This is a genomic window from Lentzea sp. NPDC004789 (assembly GCF_053601075.1).
Window position 1 is genome coordinate 352,490 of sequence record NZ_JBSGBE010000002.1, and the last position, 19,701, is coordinate 372,190.

Consider the following 19,701-nt stretch of genomic DNA (forward strand, 5'->3'; position numbering starts at 1 on the left):
CGCACGCCCCAGGACCCCACGCCCCAGAACCTCACACCACAGCCGCTCACGCGACGCACTTCCCGACTCCACCACGACGAACACGCACCAACCGCACGCCCCAGGACCCCACGCCCCAGAACCTCACACCACAGCCGCTCACGCGACGCACTTCCCGACTCCACCACGACGAACACGCACCAACCGCACGCCCACCACAACCACGCCGCCCGGCGACCGATCCGGCGCGGCCGCGCCGGGCGACCTCGTCACCGAGCGCCTCACGCGATGCGCTCCCCCGCCTCGATGCGGACACCGCGAGCCCAGTCGGTGGCGGCCATGCGCTTCTTGCCCTGCGCCTGGACCTCACCGAGCGCCACGGCGGTGGTCGCGGTGCCCACGAGCACGCGCTTGCGCTCCACGAGGATCTCGCCTGCGGGCAGCGTCACGTCGTCCACGGGCGTCACCGGGCCGAGCTTCAACCGCTCCTCCCGGAACGACGCCCACGCGCCGGGCTCGGGCGTCACGGCGCGCGCGAGGCGGTCGACGGCCGCGGCGGGCGTGGTGAAGTCGAGACGCGCGTCCTCGACGGTGATCTTGGGTGCGTAGGTGACGCCGTCGGCGGGCTGCTCGACGGCGCGCAGGGTGCCGTCCTCAATGCCGTCCACAGTGGACAGCAGCAGCTGGGCGCCGGACTCGGACAGCCGGGTCAGCAGGTCGCCGGAGGTGTCGCGGTCGCGGACCTTCTCGGTCACCACGCCGAAGACCGGGCCGGCGTCGAGCTCGCGCACGATGCGGAACGTCGAGGCGCCCGTGATGTCGTCGCCGTTGCGCACGGCGGCCTGCACGGGCGCGGCGCCGCGCCACGCGGGCAGCACGGAGAAGTGGAGGTTGACCCAGCCGAACCTCGGCACGTCGAGCGTGCGCTGTGGCAGCAGGTTGCCGTAGGCCACGACCGGGCACAGGTCTGGTTCGAGGGCGCGCAGGCGGTCCAGGAACTCGGGGTCGCCGGCCTTGGCGGGCGTCAGCACCTCGATGCCGTGTTCGTCGGCGAGCGCGGCGACGGGCGAGCGCTCCAGCTTGCGGCCGCGGCCGGAGGGGGCGTCGGGGCGGGTGACCACGGCGACGACGTCGTGGCGGGGAGAGTCGATGAAGGCGCGCAGCGAGGGAAGTGCGACCTCGGGCGTACCGGCGAACACGAGTCGCATGGTCAGCTCGACCTGCCGAAGAGTGGGTGCGGGCTCTGCTTCAAGGTGGGGACGGTACCGTCGAACCACTCGGCCTGCCGGATTTCCCTCATGGCGAGCTTGCGGGTCTCGGCGTCGAGGCGGTCGAGGAACAGCACGCCGTCGAGGTGGTCGGTCTCGTGCTGGATGCAGCGGGCCAGCGTCTCGGTGCCCTCGACCTCGACCGGCTCACCGTGCATGTTCCAGCCCTTGGCCACGACGTGCAGGTGGCGCTTGCAGTCCCACGACATGCCGGGGATGGACAGGCAGCCCTCGGGGCCGTCCTGCATCTCCTCGCCGACCACGTCCCACGTCGGGTTGACGAGATGTCCCGCGAAGCCGTCGCAGTGGTAGGTGAACACGCGCAGCCCCACACCGAGCTGCGGCGCGGCCAGTCCCGCTCCACCCGCGTTCTGCATCGAGTCCCACAGGTCCTTGACCAGGGTGCGCAGTTCCTTGTCGAAGTCGGTGACCTCGACGGCGGGGGTGCGCAACACCGGATCGCCGAACAGGCGGATGGGTTGGACGGTCAACGCAGTGCTCCTCGTGGTGGACTGGTGGCCAGTCTACGAGGAGCGCGGTCAGTGCTCGGACGCGCTGCCGAGGAAGATCACGCCCACCAGCGCCACGAGGAAGTGGCCGGTGAACCGCAGCGCCGTCAGCACCGGGCGGAACAACGCGTGGAAGTTGAAGTGTGCCGCCGAGGCGGTGCCAACAGTCGTCGTCGTCATGCCGTGAACTGTGCCGTTCGCGCAGGTCAGCTCGCATCGGCTTGCGGTATCGAGACTCCATCAGCCCGAGGTGGGACGATCGGGCGCGGTACTCGGCCGAAAGGCGGACACCCGCACGTCACGAGGCCGATGCGACCGAGATCATGACCGCATGACGTGGATCGCACCGGAAGTCGAACCGAGCGAGGAAGAACCGGTGGGCGCGGAGCGCCCGATGCTGGAGGCGGTGCTCGACCGCCACCGGGCCACCTTCCTGCGCACCTGCGCCGGCCTCACACCCGAACAGCTCGCGACGCCCTCCGCTCCCCCGTCCGCGCTCACCCTGCTGGGCCTGATCCGTCATCTGACCGACGTGGAACGGGCGTGGTTCCGCATCCGCGCGGCCGGTCAGGACGTCAAGATCCGCCACGGCCGGCCGGACGACCCCGACGCCGCCTTCACGCACCTCGACCCGGACCGCGCCGAGGCCGAGTACGCGGGCCTCGTCGCCGAGATGGCCGAGGCCCGCGCGGCCGCCGCCACGCGGGACCTCGACGACACCTTCGTGCACGCGCAGCGGGGCGAGATGTCGGTGCGGTGGGCATACCTCCACCTAATCGAGGAGTACGCGCAGCACAACGGCCACGCCGACCTGATCCGCGAACGCATCGACGGCCGCACCGGCTAGACGGTCAGTGCCGGGTCCGGCGGGCCATCGTGCCCCAGGCCCATCCGGCCACCAGCGCGAAGGCCAGCGCCCCCGCGGGCTGCCCGAGCGCCAGCAGGAAGACGCCCAGCAGTCCCGCGACGGCGACCACGGCGGTGCGCCCGGTGAGCCGGCCGTCGCGCCCGGTGTGTTCGAGGGTCTGGGCGAGCTTCGGATCCTCGTCCCGCAGCCGGCGTTCGATCTCGCACAGCGTCTCGCGTTCGCGGTCACTGAGCACGGTTCGGCATCCGGCCGTAGGGCACCGCGTCCAGCAGCGTGACGCGCACCGTGGCGCCGCTGGGCACCCGGTAGGCGCGCTGTTCGCCTCGGCGGGCGCCGTGCACGGCCGCTCCGAGCGGTGAGTCGGCGGAGTAGACCTCGATGGTGCCGTGTTCCGCGCCGCGCACGCCGAGCAGGAACGTCTCGGTCTCGCCGGTGTCGTCGAAGCGGACGGTGAGCACCATGCCGGGTTCGGCGACGCCGTCGTCCGGCGGGTCCTCGCCGACGACGGCGTTGGACAACAGGTCGAGGATCTCGCGTATTCGCACGCCGCGAGCCTGCTGGGGCAGGACTCCGGACGCGCGGGCCTCGTCGTCGAACCGGGTAGGGGTCGGCGCTAGCAGCGACGTCAGTTCGTTGCGGAGCCGGTGGTGCGCCTGCGGGGTCAGCCACACGCGCGGACTGGTGCTCGTCATGGTGCCTCCGTGACGGGGTAGATGCCGTCAGGGCGGTCTGGGGGGAGGTACCGCCCTGACGGCGGGGGCGTCCGTGCGGGCCGGGTTCGGTCGGCCCGGCGACCCGCGCGGACAGGGGAAGGGTCAGTGCGCGCCGGTGCGGCGCAGCAGCGCTTCGACGTCGTGGGCGTAGCCGGTGGCGACGCGCAGGAGGATGTCGCGCTGGACCCGGAGGAAGTCGTTCTCCTTGCGCAGCCACGCCAGTTCGGCGCGCTCGTCGTCGGTCAGCGGCGAGGTGGTCGGTTCGGCTGCCACGTCGTGGTCACCTGAGCGGGTCGAACTCGCGCAGGGCGGCGGGTTGCTTGCCGGTGGTGATCTGCTCCGCCAGCAACCGTCCGGTGATCGGGCCCTGTGCCAGGCCCCACATGCCGTGCCCACCCGCGACGTAGACGCCGGGAGTGCGCGTTGCGCCGATGAGCGCTCGTCCATCCGGGGTGACCGGGCGAGGACCCACCCAGACGTCGGTGCGTTCGTCCCACCGCACGCCGTCCAGCAGTGGCCGGACCGAGGCGATGATCGCGTCCACGCGCGCGGTGTCCAAGGGCGCGTCCGGGTCGCGGAACTCCATGGTGCCGGCGACTCGGAGGCCGCCCTGGTAAGGCGTGCAGGCCACCCTGGCTTCCGGCAGGTACACCGGGCCGTGGACGGGCTTCCGCACGGGCACGGTGAACGAGTAGCCGCGCCCGGCTCGGACCGGGGTGCGGACGCCGGACCGCGCCGCGAGCACCGGCAGCCAGGCGCCGGTCGCCACGACGGCCACGTCGGCGGAGACACCGTTGCCCTTGCCGGAGCGCACGGTGACGCCGGCGTTGTCCGCGTGGACGTCGACGACCTCGAACGAACGGATGGTGGCGCCTCTGGCGACGACCGCACGGGCCAGCGCGTGCACGAACCCACCGGGATCGACGAAGCGCTGTCCGTTGATCCGCACACCGGCGGTGAGCGAGGGCCCGGCCAGCGGGGCCTGGTCGCGCAAGTCCGTTGTGGACAGTTCCGCGTGGTCGACCGGCTGTCCCGCGGCAGCGAGCCGGCGCAGTTCTCGCACCAGGCTTCCGGCCTGGTCCGCGGAGGTGAACGCGGCGGTGATCGGCGCGTCGACGGTGGGCGCCGCGACGCCGTTCGCCGTGAGCACGTCGTAGGCCTCGATGCTCTCCTCGTTGAGAGGCAGGTTGGCCTTGACCGCCCTCGTCCACGACGGCCACCTGCAGTTCGCGGCGAACCGCAGCAGGAACGACCACAGCTTCGGGTCGAAGGTCAGCGGGATGTGCAACGGCGCGGCGGGGTCGATCATCGACCGCAGGCCGTAGCGCAGCACCGCGGGTTCGTTGAGCGGAATCGTCAGCCCCGGCGCGATCCAGCCCGCGTTGCCCCACGAGGCGCCGGCCGCGACACCGGTCCGGTCGACGACCGTGACCTCCACGCCGCGCTCCTGCAGGAACCACGCGGTGGACAGCCCCACCGCACCGGCCCCGACCACCACCGCGGAGCGCGGACCACCATCGAGGCGCTCGCCGCCGACCATTCCGGCCTCCTGTCATCGCTTGTCCCAATGCCAGGATGCGGGGAGCGGGGGACGAACCGGATGTCCGTTTCCCACAATCGCGGGGTCAGCGGTTGTCGGTTTCCGACACCGTGGCCGCGAGGTCGATCATCATCGCGACCCGCTTGCCGGCGTCGTCCAGATCGAGGCTGGTCACCTCGCTCATCCTGCGCAGCCGGTTGCGCACGGTGTTCACGTGCACGCCGAGCCGCTCACCGGCGGCGGTCAGGTCGCCCTGGGTCTCCAGCCACGCGCGCAGGGTCGCCACGTAGCCGGTGCCGTGCTCGGCGTCGTGCCTGCGCAGCTCCGCCACCGGTCCGCGGGCGGGCGTGCGACCGACCAGTGCCGCCGTGCGCAGGCGCTGCAGCAGGATCTCGTCCCACGACTCGTCGTACGCGGGCGGTGCGGTGTCACCGGTCCTGGTCTCGTGCAGTGCCAGGCACTCGTCCGCCTCCTGCCGTCCGGCCGGCAGGTCCGCGGCCTCGGCGACCGCGCTGATCCCCGCGGACACGGTCACGTTCGGGGGCAACGCCGCCATCAGCGCCGCCAGCCAGTCCCGCGCGGCGGCGACCTTCTCGCCCGGCAGGATCGTGTAGATGCTGTTGCCGGACAACGCACTTCGGCCCGGTCGCGACCAGCCGAACCCGGTGGTCGCCTGTTCGAACGCGAGCAGCACGGCCGCGTGCCGCTCGTCGCCGACGTGCGCGCGGACCGCCACCACCCTGGCCGGGCCCGGCGGCAACCCCAGCTGACTGGTCACGGTCGCGGCGTCCGCGGTGCCCTCGAGCAGCCGGAGCACCAGCTCCGACTCCACCTGGCGTTCGAGGTCGGCGCTGGCCCGCAACCGCAGCAGGTGCAGGGCCACGGTCCGGGCGCCGTCGGTCAGCGCGGTGCTCCGGGCGCCGTCGAGCGGGGCCCGGCACGCCACCCAGACGGCCCCGAGCAGCTCACGGCCCACGCGCACCGCGACCACCATCCGCCCGGTGAGGCCTCGCGCGGGGTTGCCGGCGACGAACAACGGCTCGTCGGAGGCCAGCAGATGGGCGCGGACCCCCGCCGAGTCGAACACGTCCCGCACCCACGCGGGCACCTGCCGTCCCATGATGGTCTCCAGCCGTGCCGCGTCGACCTCCTGCTGCGGGCTCGAATAGGCCAGCACGCGCGAGAGCTGGTCCTCGATCGTCACCGCCCCGCCGGTGGCGTCGGCCAGGCTGTCGGCCAGGGCGAACAGGTCGGTGGGACCCCGCCCGGACTCGGTCTCGCGTCCTTCCAGCACCAGGCCGTAGACCACGCCCGCCAGCTGGCTCCACGACAGCGCCGGATCGGCCAGCATCACCGCGACGCCCTCGGCCTCGCCGGCCGCGACGGCGTCGGCCAGGAAGTCCTCACCGCCGCGCACCAGCACGACGAGGGCCCGCGCCGACACCGCTTCCCGCACCGCGTCGGCCACGGAACCGGCACCGACGGCGAGGAGGACGTCGCCGACCTCGGGGCGGTCGTCGGTGACGTCGCGCAACACCACTCCGCGCAGCTCCGCCGACCGCGGCACCGGACAGCAGCACAACCGGACCCCGTACCCACCCAGCACGTTGACCAGACGGTCCAGCCTCACCATGGGCCCACCGTAGCCACCGGGTCAGCCCAGGACCCGTCCGGAAACGAACGGGTGGGGCGCGGAAGCCCGCACCCCACCCGGTGACTCGTCGTGCTCGTGCTCAGCCCACCCGCACCACGCGGGCGGCACCTCCGCCGCGCCGCGTCGGCTCGGCCACGGCACGCCAGCGGCCGTCCGAGGCCCGTTCGACGCCGGTGGCGGCACCGATCTCGGCGTTCTGGCTGAACTTGTGACCGATGGCCTGCAGGCCCGCGGTGGTCGCGGCGGCGATGAACTCCGCCTCCGCCGGGGTGGTGGCCGAGTTGCGCTGCGAGGCGCGCGGCGCGGCCACGGCGTCGCGCAGCGACATCCCGCGGTCCAGGCGCCCGGTCAGGATCTGGGTGACCGTGGTGATGATCGTGGCACCGCCGGGGGAGCCGACGGCCAGCTTGACCTTGCCGTGGTCCAGCACGATGGTCGGGGCCATCGACGAGCGCGGGCGCTTGCCGGGGCCGGGGAGGTTCGGGTGCGGGACGCCGGCGGTCGGGGGCACGAACTCGAAGTCGGTGAGCTCGTTGTTGAGCAGGAAGCCGCGGCCGGGCACGACGATGCCGCTGCCGCCCTCCGACTCGATGGTCAGCGTGTAGGCGACGACGTTGCCCCAGCGGTCGGCGACCGTCAGGTGCGTGGTGCGCTCGGCGTCCTCACGCAGGTTCGACGGACCCGCGGTGGCCTCACAGGCCTTGGGGTGGTCCGGGTCGGCGGCCGGTTGCGGGGCGGGCAGGACGGCATCCCGCTTGATCAGGCACGCGCGGGTGTCGGCGAACTTCTGCGAGAGCAGGCCGTCGGTCGGCACGCGGGTGAAGGCCGGGTCGCCCACCCAGCGCAGGCGGTCGGCGAACGAGAGCTTCGTCGACTCGATGAAGCGGTGCAGGTACTCGACGTCGGAGACCTTGGCGAGATCCGTCGACTCCAGGATGTTCAGCGCCTCACCGACGGTCGTGCCGCCGGACGACGGTGCCGCCATGCCGTAGACGTCGAGGCCGCGGTAGCGGGAGTGCGTGGGCTCACGGCGTTCGACCTGGTAGCGGGCGAGGTCGGAGATCTCCATGGTGCCGACGCGGACGTTGCGAGTCGAACCGAGGACGACCGGCGGCTGCTGGACGGCCTTGACCAGGTCCTGGCCGACCGGTCCGCCGTACAGCGAGGCGAGGTCGGTGCGGGCCAGTTCGCGGTAGGTGTCGGCGAGCTGCGGGTTGCGGAACGTGCTGCCGACGGCCGGCGGCTTCCCGCCGGGCAGGTAAAGGTCGCGGGTCGAGGTGAAGTCGGCGAAGCGCGCGGCGTTGTTGGCGACCTGCGTGTTGAACGTCTGGTCGACGACGAAACCGCGCCGTGCCAGCGCTTCCGCGGGTGCCATGGCCTGACGCAGGTTCAGCGTGCCCCACCTGCGCAGGGCCTGCTGCCACGTCCTGGGCGTGCCGGGCACGCCGACCGACAGTCCACTGGTCACCGCCTCGGCGAACGGCAACGGCTTGCCGTTCTCCACGAACAGCTGGTCGGTCGCGGAACGCGGGGCGGTCTCCCGTCCGTCCAGAGTGGACACCCGGCCGGTGTGGGCGTCGTAGTACACGAAGAAGCCGCCTCCACCGATACCCGCGGAGAACGGGTCGGTGACGCCGAGTGCGGCAGCGGTGGCGACGGCGGCGTCGACGGCGTTGCCCCCTCTGCGGAGCACGTCGATGCCGATCTGCGACGCGTCGGGGTCGACGCTGGTGACGGCACCGCCCCAGCCGACCTGCTCGGGCACGCGCACGGGTGTTTCCGCCGCGCCTGCCTGAGCAGGGGCGACCAGGACTACGGACAGCGTCAGGACGGCGACCGTTCGCAACATGCGGAAACTTCTACTCCGTTGCCACCGGATGGCAAGGCCCCTTGAGGAAGGCCTAAGGTGCGGAGGTGATCGATCTTGACCGGTTGCGAACGGATTTCGCGAACACCCCGCTCGACGAGGCCGACCGCGAGGAAGCGCTGCACCTGCTCCTGCGCGACCGCCGCGAGGGCGACGCGGACCTGCTGCGCCACCTGCTGGCCGAGGAGACCGCCGCCCACCGCGAGGGCTGGGGCCTGAGCGAGACGATGGTCCTCGCCGCGCTGCTGCTCGCCGAGTGCGGCCGCGAGGAGGACGTCTGGACGCTGTGGGAGGCCAAGAACGCCTCCTTCGACACCATGGCGGGCATCGACGGCTTCCTGTTGTTCCCCGCGGGCATCTCGGGCACCACGGCGCACGTGATCGCGAGCGAGGACCACCCCGAGCGCGCCGACCTGATGACCTACATGAGCGAGTACCTCGAGTACGAGCGGCTCACCGACGACGACATCCGCGGCCACATCGCGAACCTGCGTGCGTACTACGACTCCTCGTCCGGGTAGAGCCGGGCCTGCAAGGTGATCGGCGCGGGCGTGGTCTGGTGCAGGTCGAACACGACGACCTCGTTGCGCCCGCGCCGCAGCCACTGCGCCGGGCAGTAGAGGCGGTGCTGCGGCCCGATCTTCCAGTAGCGGCCGAGGTTGTTGCCGTTGACCCAGACCACGCCCTTGGTCCACTTCGAGACGTCGACGTAGGTGTCACCGACCGTGTTCAGGTCGATCTCGGCCCGGAAGAACAGGCCGGGTCGCGCCGGGTCGGTGACGCGGCGGTGCAGCCCGCGGACCCAGTCGTCGTCCATCGGCAGCGGGAACGTCTCCCATCCGGTCAGCCTCTCACCGAGCGTGACGGACTCCAGGATGCCCTTGCGGTCGACCAGCGCCTGACCGAAGTTGGTGCGCCCCAGGCCTTCCACAGCGATGTCGAGCACGGCCGGGGCTTCGGTGACAGCGGGAAGCGCGAGCGGCCGGTTGTCGTTGGTGACGTTGAGTTCCTCGGCGACCTCGGGTGAGATCCACGTGCGGGAGAAGCCGCCCCGGTACCGGCCGTCGACGAAGACCGTCGCGTAGTCGTGCACCCAGCGGATGTCGAGCGAGCCGCCCGTGTAGCCGGGAATTCGCTTGCGGTAGACGATGTAGCCCGAGTTCTGGCCGTGCGTCTCCATCGGCTGCGGGTCATCGGTGACGATCGGCGCAGGCAGGTTGTCCCACAACGACGCAAAGGCAGTGGGCACGTAGGAACGGCCCTGCGAGGTGATCGTCGGAACCGCGTCGGGCACGGCCGGCAGCGGTGTGGTCAGCGCCGAGCCGATGATCTCGCGGTAGGCGTGGTAGCGCGGGGCCGCGATGCCCTGTTCACCGATCGGCGCGCAGTAGTCGTAGGTGGTGATGTCCGGCGTGTAGGCACCGGACCAGTCGTCGGCGTTGGCACCGGCCCAGAAGCCGAAGTTCGTGCCGCCGTGCACCACGTAGATGTTGAACGACTGGCCGCGCGCCATGAACTCGCGCAGCTGCCGGGAGATGTCGGAGTTCCTGCCGGAGAAGTCCTGGTCACCCCAGTGCGTCAGCCAGCCGGGGTACACCTCGCCCGCCATCACCGGCACCTCCGGGTACAGCTCGCGCGCCTGGTCGAGGTGGCCGGACTCCCCCGCGCTCAACGCGATCGCGGCGCCGTCGAGCGCGATCGGCGGATTGGCCTGCAGCTGCCAGATGCCGTCCTCGGTGTAGAACGGGCCGGTGACGCCGTTGGCGAGCCAGAGCTGCCGCAGTTCTTCCAGGTAACCGCGGTCGGAGCCGTACGAGGCGTACTCGTTCTCGATCTGGACCATGAGGACCGGGCCGCCGTTGTCGACCATCAGCGGCCGCACGATCTTGGCCAACGCGCGGACGTACCGGGTGACGGCTGCCATGTAGCGCGGGTCGTCAGCTGTCTTCACGCGGAGCTTGATGTCCTTGTGCCGCAACAGGTACGCGGGCAGGCCGCCGAGATCCCACTCGCCGCACACGTACGGGCCGGGCCGCAACAGCACCCACAGACCCTCGGCCTGGCAGAGACGGATGAACGCCGCGACGTCCCGCCGGTCGGTCGTGAAGTCGAAGACGCCTTCCTTCTCCTCCACGAAGTTCCACATCACGTACAGCGCGATGGTGTTGAGGCCCATGGCTTTGGCCATGCGGATGCGGTGCCGCCAGTGCGGCCGCGGGATGCGCGCGGGGTGCATCTCGCCGCTGCGGATCTGCAGCGGCCTGCCGTCGAGCAGGAACGCGCTGCCGTCCGGCGCGAACCCGAACCGCCCGGCCGCCCGCACCGGTTCCACGAGCGTGCGCAACGGCGTCAGGGCGCTGAGCGTGAGGAAGCTTCGGCGGCGCATGCGCGTGACCGTAGATGCACAGCCAGTGACCGGCCAACGATTGGTCTGGCCCAGTCCTACAGGACCTCCAGCGGATCGAGCTTGATGCGCACCAACTCCTGTTCCTTCCTCGCGGTCCGCACGGCCTGCGCCTCGGCGAGCACGGCGGCCAGCTGACGGCCCTCACTGCGGTCGACCCGGACCAGCGCCCGCTCCCTGGTCTCGTCGTCACCCAGCGGCACCGGCCCGAGGATCTCGCCGGTCGGCGGCAACCGCAGCTCGTCGAGCAGGGCGTTCACCGCGTCCGGCGTGCCGTCGACGGTCGCCATCCGCACCGCGGGCGGGAACCCGAGCTCGGTGCGCGCGGCGAGCTCGGTGGCGGCGTGCCACACCGGGTCCCAGCGCACGAGGGCCTGCACCGGCGTCAGGCCGGAGTCCGCGATGACGACCACCCGCCCGTTGCCCGGCCGCACCAGTCCCGCGGCCGTCATCCAGCGCCGAAGCGCCTCCTCGGACGCCCTGAGGTCGGCGCGCCCCAGCAACGCCCACCCGTCGAGCAACAGCACCGCGCCGTACCCGCCCTGGGCCACGGGTTCGGCACCCGGTGTCGCCACCACCAGAGCGGGTCTGCCCGGCACCTCCGTCAGCACCTCGTCGGCCCCGCTGGTGCGCACCGGATGCCCGGGAAACGCCCGCCCCAGCTCCTCTGCCGTGCGCCGGGCCCCGATGATCTGGCCACGCAGCCGCCGCGACCCGCACGTCGGGCACCGGAACCCGGCCTCCGTCGCCGCGCACCACCGGCAGTACGCGGGCTTCGGCAGCCCGTCCTCGGTCCCGCCCGGCAACGCCAACGGCCCAGCGCACCGCCGGCACCGAGCCGGCCCCCGGCACTGCCCGCACGCCAGGGCGGGCACGTACCCGCGCCGCGGCACCTGGATCAGCACCGGCGAGTCGGTCAGGGCGAACCGGGCCGCGTCGAAGGCGATGGACGGCAGGCGTGCCGTGCGGGCGGCGGGGTCCTTGACGTCCTGCCACTCGTTGTCGCCCACCGACACCACCCGCGGCGCCACCGCCCGCAACGTCTCGCGCGACGCCACGATCTCGTGCGCCCAGCCCGTCTCGACCAGCAACTGGGCCTCGGCCGTGCGGGCGAAACCACCGATCAGCAGCGCGGCCCCGGACATGTGGGCGCGCTGCACCAGCACGTCACGCACGTTGGGATACGGCGAACGCTGCTCGACGTGCAGGTCGTCCCCGTCGTCCCATACGACCAGCAGGCCGGGGTTCGCGACCGGCGCGAAGGCCGTGGCGCGGGTGCCGACGACGACCCTGGCGACACCCCGGCGGACCGCGAGCCACCGCTTGTAGCGCTCGGACGGCCCCAGGTCGGCGGAGAGCGTCACCACGCCTTCGATGAGCCTGCCGCACGCCTCGGACACGCGGGCGAGGTCGCGGTGGTCCGGCACGACGATGACGACACCGCGACCGGTGGAGGCGACGGCGGCCGCCGCCTCGGCCAGGCGGGCGGGCCAGTCCTCGGACGGCAGGGCCTGCCAGACGGCGTGGGCCGGGCGGCCGGTGCGGAGCGCTTCCAGGTACTTGGGGCCGCGGGGGTAGCGGGACCAGGCGTCGGCGGGGACCGGCGGGAGTTGGGACCGGATCGGTGGTGCGGGCGGTTCGGCGTGCGGGGAGGACGCAGCAGGCGGTGCGGAGTCCGCCGGGGAGCCGGAGGCCGGCTGGGACGCCGCGAGCAAGGCGGGGTCCGCAGGAGACCCGGAAACCGGCCGGGACACCGCGGACGAGGCAGAGTCCGCTGAAGACCCGGAAACCAGCCGGGACGCCGCAGGCGAAGCAGAGTCCGCCGGAGAACCGGAAACCGGCGCAGACGACACGGAATCCGCCGGGAGCTCGGAAGGCAGGGTCGGCGCAGACAACGCGGAGTCCGCAGACGACGCGGCCGAGGTGCCCGCGGCCGCGTCGGCAGGAGCATCGAGCTCGCCGTGCCCTGGCGACGCCGGCGCGGGCGGTGAGCTCTCGTCCGAGGACATGCCGGAGGGGGTGTCGAGCTCGGCCGCCTCCGGCGCTGTGGTCGTGTCGGCGCTCACCCAGGCCGGGACCTGCGGCAGCGGTGCCGGTTCGCCCGAGGCGGCGGCCTCGGCGCGGGCGTGGCGGGGTGGGATCGCCAGCCTGAGGACGTCGATCATGCCGCCCGCGTACCGGTCGGCGACGGCGCGGGCCAGGGCGGCGATCTCCGGTGAGAGCACCGGTTCCGGCGACACGACCTTTTCGATGAAGGCGAGCTTCTTGCCGTAGTCGGAGGTCTCGGCGCGTTCCAGGAGGTAGCCGTCGACGAGCTGGCCCGCGAACCGGACGCGGACGCGGCAGCCCGGCACGGCCGCCGGGTCCAGTTCGGACGGCACCGCGTAGTCGAAGGGGCGGTCGAGGTGGGCCAGCGGCACGTCCACGACGATCCGGGCGACCGGCAGCACAGCCGCGGGCACTCGTTCGCCCCGTCTTGCCCCGGTCTTCGCGCTCATGCTCCTGGTGTATCAGACACCTCCGACAGTCACGCGCCGCACCTCACCGAACAGGTGATCAGCCGGAGATCGATTCCTGGCCGTTCTCGATGTGCCCGCACAGACGGCGGCGGAACCGCGGTTCCTCCTCCACCGTCACGGTCAGGTCGTACCAGCCGGAGTTCATCACGGTCAGCCACGGGATCACGTGCCGATGGCCAGGTCTCACCACGTACCGCCGCCGCCCGAGCACGAACGTCAGCCGGGATGAGCCCGTGTTCTCGAAGGTGAGAGTCAGCACACGGCTGTAGCCGCGCACCGACGACGACACGTGCGCACTGCCAGAAGAGGACCCGACGAACTCTCGACGGAACCCGTTGGGTCCGAGCAGAACGAGATCATGATCACCGACGATCTCCACCGACGCCGACGAGGTGACGTCGAAGTGCTGCGGCAACGCGAACTGGCCCGAGTACGGGTACAACGCGAAGTGCGCGGACGCCGGACCGGAGTTCGTCATCTCCAGGCTCGACCCGCGCAACGACGCGTCCGGCTGGTACGGCAGGGCGCGCGCACGCCGGCGGCCGGGCTCCTGCTCGGGCATCTTCTGCGACGACGGCGGAACGGGACGCCATCGGGGCGTCGCGGGCGGCACCGGCGCGGGCTCTCCCACCTCGGGCCACGTGCGGCGGCGGTCGAAGTCGAACGCCGAGGTCAGGTCACCGGAAACGGTCCGGCGCCAAGCGGAGATCTCCTCCGACCGCACACCGGTCCACTTCTCCAGGAACTGCGTCATCGACGTGTGGTCGAACACCTGCGAACACACATACCCGCCAACGGACCACGGCGAGACGACAATCATCGGCACGCGCATACCGAGCCCCAACGGACGGTCACCCACGTACTCGTCCGTGACGGACAACGGTGGGCGCGGCGGCGGCACGTGGTCGTAGAAGCCGTCGTTCTCGTCGTAGGTGATGAACAGGACCGTGGACTCCCACACCTCCTGGTTGGAGGCCAACGCGTCCAGCACCTGGTAGCTGATCGTGGCGGAGGCTGCGGGCGACGACGCGCCGGGGTGCTCGGAGTCCACAGAGGACGGAACCAGGTACGACACCGCAGGAAGGCGCCCGGACGCGACGTCGGCCCGGAACGCCGCACCGAGCCCGCCCGGCTGGACGCGGTGCAGTCCCCTGTCGTACAACGACTTCTCGGCCGGGGTCAGCTTCGCCAGGTCGATCGCGCCGATCAGCGCGGGGTCACCGGTGGCGTACAGCCTGCCCAGCGACCTGAACCCGGGCGGCAGCACCTTGCGCGCGATCTCCTTGAACCGCGCGAAGAACTCCAGGTTGTTGTCCTGGAAGTTGTCCCACTCCTGGTACACCCGCCACGACTGCCCCGCGGCCTCAAGGCGTTCCGGGTAGGTCTGCCACGTGTAGCCGGTGTGCTCGTCCTCCTTGTAGGCGGCGTTCCCGGTCGCACGGCCACCGGACGGCTCGAACCCGGTGTAGCCCGACACCCAGTAGTTCCGGTTCGGCGAGGTGGAGGACGGCACCGAGCAGTGGTAGGCGTCGCACAGCGTGAAGGTGTCGGCCAGCTCGTAGTGGAACGGGATGTCCTGTCGCGTGTAGAACGCCATCGTGGCCGCGGTCTTGGCCGGCACCCAGTTGTCGTTCCACCCGCCGCGCAACGCCGTGTGCCCGCCGTTCCAGCTGTGGTCGAGGTCGCCGATGTACTGGACGTCGCGCCCGGACGCGGCCTCGCGCACCGGGAACGGCAGCACGCCGGACTGGTCGAACACCCCGCGCAACGCGTTGCGGTCCGAGAACCCGCGCACCCCGCGAAGAGTGCCGTAGTAGTGGTCGAACGAACGGTTCTCCTGCATCAACAGCACGACGTGCTTGATCGCGCGCAACCCGCCCGCACGGGGTTCACGGGCCAATGCGGCGTACACCGACGGTGGCAGCAACGCACCCGCACCGGCCGCCGCGACAGCAGCCATGAACCCGCGACGAGACAGCGACATGGAACGAGTTTCTAGTCTCGGCAGGTGACGCGGAACCGTCGCGGGTATGAACAAAGACTTCGCCCGCCGGCGTATCAGGACGCGTCCCGAGAACTCCGCTGGATGCGTGGGCACGTCGTCCGCCTGTTCCGGGCCCCCTCGAAGTCACCGGGCCAGGCGGCGCGTCTCGCCGGTGCGCGCCGGTGCTCCCTCCTGGCGCGGCCGGCGAGACGCACCCCCCGTGCTCCCCGCCAAGCGCAACGGCCCGCCTCCCCTTGAGGGAAGCGGGCCGTTGTGGCGACCGGGTCAGGCGCCTGCGGCGTTGCGCAGGGCCTCGGCGCGGTCCGTGGACTCCCACGGCAGGTCGACATCGGTGCGGCCGAAGTGGCCGTACGCGGCGGTCGGGGCGTAGATCGGGCGGAGCAGGTCGAGGTCGCGGATGATCGCGGCCGGCCGGAGGTCGAAGACCTCGGTGATGGCCTGCTGGATCTTCTGCGGGTCGACGGTCTCGGTGCCGAAGGTCTCCACGAACAGGCCCACCGGGGCCGCCTTGCCGATCGCGTAGGCGACCTGGACCTCGACGCGGGTGGCCAGGCCCGCCGCGACGGTGTTCTTCGCGACCCAGCGCATCGCGTACGCGGCGGAACGGTCGACCTTCGACGGGTCCTTGCCGGAGAAGGCGCCACCACCGTGACGGGCCATGCCACCGTAGGTGTCGACGATGATCTTGCGGCCGGTCAGGCCCGCGTCACCCATCGGGCCACCGATGACGAAACGGCCGGTCGGATTGGTCAGCAGCCGCACGTCCGTGGTGTCGAGACCCAGCGCGTCGATCTCGGGCTGCACGACGTGCTGGCGGATGTCGACGCCGAGCAGCTTCTCCAGGTCGATGCCGTCGGCGTGCTGCGTGGAGACCACGACGGTGTCCAGGCGCACCGGCTGGTCACCCGCGTACTCGATGGTGACCTGGGTCTTGCCGTCCGGGCGCAGGTACGGCACGGTGCCGTCCTTGCGGACCGCGGTCAGCCGCCGCGAGAGCCGGTGCGCCAGCGCGATCGGCAGCGGCATCAGCTCCGGCGTGTCGGTGCACGCGTAGCCGAACATCAGGCCCTGGTCGCCCGCACCCTGCTTGTCGATCTCGTCGGCCGCGCCCTCGACGCGGTTCTCGAACGCCGTGTCGACACCCTGCGCGATGTCCGGCGACTGCGCGCCGATCGCGACGTTCACGCCGCACGAGTGGCCGTCGAAGCCCTTCGCGGACGAGTCGTAGCCGATCTCCAGGATCTTCTCGCGCACGATCGTGGGAATGTCGGCGTAGGCCTCCGTGGTGACCTCACCCGCGACGTGGACCTGCCCCGTGGTGACCAGCGTCTCCACCGCGACGCGGGAACGCGGGTCCTTCGCCAGCAGCGCGTCGAGGATCGAGTCGCTGATCGCGTCGCAGATCTTGTCCGGGTGTCCCTCGGTCACCGACTCACTGGTGAACAGCCTGCTGCTGTGCTGGCTCACGGACACTCCTTATTCGCTGTCATGACGTCTGGAAAAGCTTACTGAGGTTCACCGGAACGGGCGGTAACCGCATCCCACACCACGGACGCCAGTTGCGCTTTCGATCCATGTGGTATAGCCGTCTCGGCGCCGTCGGCGGAGAGCAGCCACCCGGCGTTGTCCTCCTGCTCGAACGCCTTGCCGTCACCGACCGCGTTCACGACGAGGAGGTCGCAGCCCTTGCGCTGCAGTTTCGCCCGGCCGTAGTCGAGCACCGAGGTCGTCTCGTCGCCGGTCTCCGCCGCGAACCCGACGATCAGCTGACCCTCCCGACGTGCGGAAACGAGTTCCACGAGGATGTCGGGGTTCTTCGTCAGCGAGATCGGGTCGGGGTCGGAGGAAGTCTTCTTGATCTTGTGCCCGGCGAGCGCGACGGGCCGGAAATCGGCCACCGCGGCGGCCATCACGACCACGTCGGCGTCCGCCGCGACCTTGTGCATGGCGTCGCGCAGCTCCACCGCGGAACCGACCCGGACCAGGTCTACCCCGGCCGGCGTGGCGAGGTCCGCGGTGTTGCCCGCGACCAACGTCACCCTCGCACCGCGCTGGGCCGCGACCCGCGCCAGCGCGTAGCCCTGCTTGCCGGACGAGCGGTTGCCGAGGAACCGGACCGGGTCGAGGGGTTCGCGCGTACCGCCGGCGGAGATCGCGACGTGCACGCCTTCCAGTGTCCGCTGCAGCGCGTCCGGGCGCACCAGCAGCAACCGGGCGAGCTCGACGATCTCGGCGGGGTCGGGCAACCGGCCCTTGCCGGTGTCCTTGCCGGTCAGGCGGCCGCTCGCCGGTTCCGCGACGATGACGCCGCGTGACCGGAGCAGCGCCACGTTGTGCTGGGTGGCCGGGTGCTCCCACATCTCGGTGTGCATCGCCGGGACCAGCAGGACCGGGCAGCGCGCGGTCAGCAGGGTGTTCGTCAGCAGGTCGTCCGCGATGCCGTGAGCGGCCTTCGCGATGATGTTCGCGGTCGCCGGGGCCACCACCACGAGGTCGGCGTTCTGCCCGAGCTTGACGTGCGGGACCTCGTGCACGTCGTCGAACGGGTCGGCGGTCACGACCTGGCCGGACAGCGCCTCGAACGTGGCGGCTCCCACGAACTTGAGCGCGCCCTCGGTGGGGACGACCCGCACGGAATGGCCGGATTCGGTCAGCCGCCGCAAAACCTCACAGGCCTTGTACGCGGCGATGCCCCCGCCGACGCCCAGGATGATCCTGGGCTTCGCGGGGGCATCAGCGTCAGATGAAGCGGCAGTCAACAGCTCTCCAGTGAGGAACGACCGACGATGGTCCCGCCTCACCAAGGAGGAACCCGTTGGGGGTCCCGGGGGCTTGCCCCCGGCGTGGGGTGTGGGGGCTCGGCCCCCACAAGACACGGCGTGACGATCTGGTCCTCGCTCTCCGAGGACACACCTCGGGCGGAGTCGCGGCCCACACCTCACCCAGCGTCTTCGAACCTCACTCGCCCTCGGTGTGCTCGAGGAGACCCGCGTGGATCTCGCGGAGCGCGATCGACAGCGGCTTCTCACGCGGGCCCGGCTCGACGAGCGGGCCGACGTACTCGAGCAGGCCTTCGCCGAGCTGCGCGTAGTAGTCGTTGATCTGGCGGGCACGCTTCGCGGCGTAGATCACCAACGCGTACTTCGAGCTCACCTGCTCCAGCAGGTCGTCGATCGGCGGGTTGGTGATGCCCTCCGGGGAACCGGTCAGATGACCGAGCTCGGTGTGGGTGATCACTCGTCAAACTCCTGAGATTCGTGGTCCGACCATCAAGGATAGCAACTCGGCGGCGGCCGCCCGCACGTCGGCGTTCACGACGACCTCGTCGAACTCCTTCTCGGCCGCCAGCTCCTCGCGGGCGATGGCGAGACGGCGCTCGACGATCTCCGGGTGCTCGGTGCCCCGGCCGGTCAGCCGGTCCACCAGGTGTTCCCACGACGGGGGCGCCAGCATGACGAGCTGGGCGTCCGGCATGGCCACGCGGACCTGCCGCGCTCCCTGCAGTTCGATCTCCAGCAGAGCGGGCCTGCCCGCGGCCAGTGCGTCCTCGACAGGCTTGCGGGGGGTTCCGTAGCGGTTGCCGGCGAACTCGGCGTGTTCGAGGAACTCGCCGGCGTCGGCCATCTGCTGGAACTTCTCGCGGTCGACGAAGTGGTAGTGCACCCCGTCGACCTCCCCCGGCCTCGGCTTCCTGGTGGTCGCCGAGACGGAGAAGTACACATCGGGCTGCTGCTTGCGCAGCTCCGCCAGGACGCTGGACTTGCCGACGCCCGACGGCCCGGACAGGACGGTGAGACGGGAGCGGGCAGAACCCGCCCCCGTCCCGGTGTCACTCACTCTCCGCTGAACTCGGAGAGCAGGGCCTTGCGCTGACGGTCACCGAGACCGCGCAGGCGACGGCTGGGAGCGATCTCGAGGCGCTCCATGATCTGCTGCGCGCGCACCTTGCCGACGCCCGGCAGGGCCTCGAGCAGCGCGGACACCTTCATCTTGCCCAGGACCTCGTCGCTCTCGGCGGCCTTGAGCACGTCCGTCAGGGTCGTGCCGCCGCGCTTGAGGCGCTCCTTGAGCTCAGCCCGAGCGCGACGAGCGGCAGCAGCCTTCTCCAGCGCTGCGGCTCGCTGCTCCTCGGTAAGCTGGGGAAGAGCCACGATTTCCTCCGTGGTGTGGATTCTTTTCGGATCGGTGCCGCGACCGTACCGACCGCAATTGCCTGGGGACAACGTGACCCAGTCAGGTAAATCTCCAGCGGCCATGAGTGATGCGGCGGGTGGTAGTAGTACCAACACCCTCCGGCGGCCTGATCACTGCCCTCCGGCAACTCGTCGCCCACGTTGCGTGTGCTATGAGGCCGGTGACCAGCGGGGCAGCCGGT

Annotated in this window: 19 protein-coding genes; 2 read left to right on the plus strand and 17 right to left on the minus strand. The window is 71.3% G+C overall.

Annotation, left to right across the window (positions count from 1 at the left end; genetic code table 11):
* Positions 1-260: 260 nt before the first annotated feature.
* From fmt to ACWEIJ_RS05790, 3 genes are read right to left on the minus strand one after another with little or no spacing between them, the layout of a single operon-like run.
* Positions 261-1,187: a methionyl-tRNA formyltransferase gene (gene fmt / locus ACWEIJ_RS05780; protein ID WP_449836010.1), complete on the minus strand. Its 927-nt coding sequence runs from the start codon at positions 1,185-1,187 to the stop codon at positions 261-263.
* A 2-nt stretch (positions 1,188-1,189) separates the two neighbouring features.
* Positions 1,190-1,738 (minus strand): peptide deformylase, encoded by a 549-nt coding sequence (gene def, locus ACWEIJ_RS05785; RefSeq protein ID WP_355439013.1) that lies wholly within the window; start codon positions 1,736-1,738, stop codon positions 1,190-1,192.
* Between the two features lie 48 nt (positions 1,739-1,786).
* Complete coding sequence (locus ACWEIJ_RS05790) at positions 1,787-1,936, minus strand: hypothetical protein (protein ID WP_449836011.1); 150 nt, start codon at positions 1,934-1,936, stop codon at positions 1,787-1,789.
* A gap of 151 nt (positions 1,937-2,087) precedes the next feature.
* On the opposite strand from ACWEIJ_RS05790, the gene ACWEIJ_RS05795 reads away from it, so the two are divergent.
* Positions 2,088-2,603 (plus strand): DinB family protein, encoded by a 516-nt coding sequence (locus ACWEIJ_RS05795; RefSeq protein WP_449836012.1) that lies wholly within the window; start codon positions 2,088-2,090, stop codon positions 2,601-2,603.
* Between the two features lie 4 nt (positions 2,604-2,607).
* On the opposite strand, the gene ACWEIJ_RS05800 is transcribed toward ACWEIJ_RS05795, so the two are convergent.
* The 6 genes from ACWEIJ_RS05800 to ggt form a co-directional block, all read right to left on the minus strand.
* Positions 2,608-2,859: a DUF3040 domain-containing protein gene (locus ACWEIJ_RS05800; protein WP_449836013.1), complete on the minus strand. Its 252-nt coding sequence runs from the start codon at positions 2,857-2,859 to the stop codon at positions 2,608-2,610.
* Complete coding sequence (locus tag ACWEIJ_RS05805; protein WP_449836014.1) at positions 2,849-3,316, minus strand: GreA/GreB family elongation factor; 468 nt, start codon at positions 3,314-3,316, stop codon at positions 2,849-2,851. Before ACWEIJ_RS05805 ends, ACWEIJ_RS05800 begins: the two co-directional genes overlap by 11 nt.
* A 123-nt stretch (positions 3,317-3,439) precedes the next feature.
* Positions 3,440-3,610, minus strand: coding sequence for a hypothetical protein (locus tag ACWEIJ_RS05810; RefSeq protein ID WP_449836015.1), 171 nt, complete (start codon positions 3,608-3,610; stop codon positions 3,440-3,442).
* Positions 3,611-3,617: 7 nt separating this feature from the next.
* Positions 3,618-4,877 carry an NAD(P)/FAD-dependent oxidoreductase gene (locus ACWEIJ_RS05815; protein ID WP_449836016.1) on the minus strand — a complete coding sequence of 420 codons (1,260 nt, stop codon included), beginning with the start codon at positions 4,875-4,877 and terminating at the stop codon, positions 3,618-3,620.
* 85 nt (positions 4,878-4,962) lie between these two features.
* On the minus strand, positions 4,963-6,510 hold the full coding sequence (locus ACWEIJ_RS05820; protein ID WP_449836017.1) for a PucR family transcriptional regulator: 1,548 nt from the start codon (positions 6,508-6,510) through the stop codon (positions 4,963-4,965).
* 100 nt (positions 6,511-6,610) lie between these two features.
* The gene (gene ggt / locus ACWEIJ_RS05825) at positions 6,611-8,380 is read right to left on the minus strand and encodes a gamma-glutamyltransferase (protein ID WP_449836018.1); all 1,770 of its coding nucleotides are present in this window, start codon (positions 8,378-8,380) and stop codon (positions 6,611-6,613) included.
* Between the two features lie 65 nt (positions 8,381-8,445).
* On the opposite strand from ggt, the gene ACWEIJ_RS05830 reads away from it, so the two are divergent.
* Positions 8,446-8,919 carry a hypothetical protein gene (locus ACWEIJ_RS05830; protein WP_449836019.1) on the plus strand — a complete coding sequence of 158 codons (474 nt, stop codon included), beginning with the start codon at positions 8,446-8,448 and terminating at the stop codon, positions 8,917-8,919.
* On the opposite strand, the gene ACWEIJ_RS05835 is transcribed toward ACWEIJ_RS05830, so the two are convergent.
* From ACWEIJ_RS05835 to mihF, 8 genes are all read right to left on the minus strand, one after another.
* Positions 8,898-10,784, minus strand: a complete 1,887-nt coding sequence (locus ACWEIJ_RS05835; RefSeq protein WP_449836020.1) for a beta-galactosidase — start codon at positions 10,782-10,784, stop codon at positions 8,898-8,900. The genes ACWEIJ_RS05830 and ACWEIJ_RS05835 overlap by 22 nt on opposite strands.
* Positions 10,785-10,840: 56 nt before the next feature.
* Positions 10,841-13,300, minus strand: a complete 2,460-nt coding sequence (locus tag ACWEIJ_RS05840) for a primosomal protein N' family DNA-binding protein (RefSeq protein WP_449836021.1) — start codon at positions 13,298-13,300, stop codon at positions 10,841-10,843.
* Between the two features lie 58 nt (positions 13,301-13,358).
* Complete coding sequence (locus tag ACWEIJ_RS05845; protein WP_449836022.1) at positions 13,359-15,305, minus strand: phosphocholine-specific phospholipase C; 1,947 nt, start codon at positions 15,303-15,305, stop codon at positions 13,359-13,361.
* A 285-nt stretch (positions 15,306-15,590) separates the two neighbouring features.
* Positions 15,591-16,793 carry a methionine adenosyltransferase gene (gene metK / locus ACWEIJ_RS05850; RefSeq protein WP_449836023.1) on the minus strand — a complete coding sequence of 401 codons (1,203 nt, stop codon included), beginning with the start codon at positions 16,791-16,793 and terminating at the stop codon, positions 15,591-15,593.
* A 38-nt stretch (positions 16,794-16,831) separates the two neighbouring features.
* Entirely contained in the window at positions 16,832-18,085 is a 1,254-nt protein-coding gene (gene coaBC, locus ACWEIJ_RS05855) for a bifunctional phosphopantothenoylcysteine decarboxylase/phosphopantothenate--cysteine ligase CoaBC (RefSeq protein WP_449836024.1), read from the minus strand.
* Between the two features lie 199 nt (positions 18,086-18,284).
* Complete coding sequence (rpoZ, locus tag ACWEIJ_RS05860) at positions 18,285-18,563, minus strand: DNA-directed RNA polymerase subunit omega (RefSeq protein WP_045313812.1); 279 nt, start codon at positions 18,561-18,563, stop codon at positions 18,285-18,287.
* 3 nt (positions 18,564-18,566) lie between these two features.
* Positions 18,567-19,163, minus strand: a complete 597-nt coding sequence (gene gmk, locus ACWEIJ_RS05865; protein ID WP_449836025.1) for a guanylate kinase — start codon at positions 19,161-19,163, stop codon at positions 18,567-18,569.
* On the minus strand, positions 19,160-19,477 hold the full coding sequence (gene mihF / locus ACWEIJ_RS05870; protein ID WP_030471603.1) for an integration host factor, actinobacterial type: 318 nt from the start codon (positions 19,475-19,477) through the stop codon (positions 19,160-19,162). Before mihF ends, gmk begins: the two co-directional genes overlap by 4 nt.
* Between the last annotated feature and the right edge of the window lie 224 nt (positions 19,478-19,701).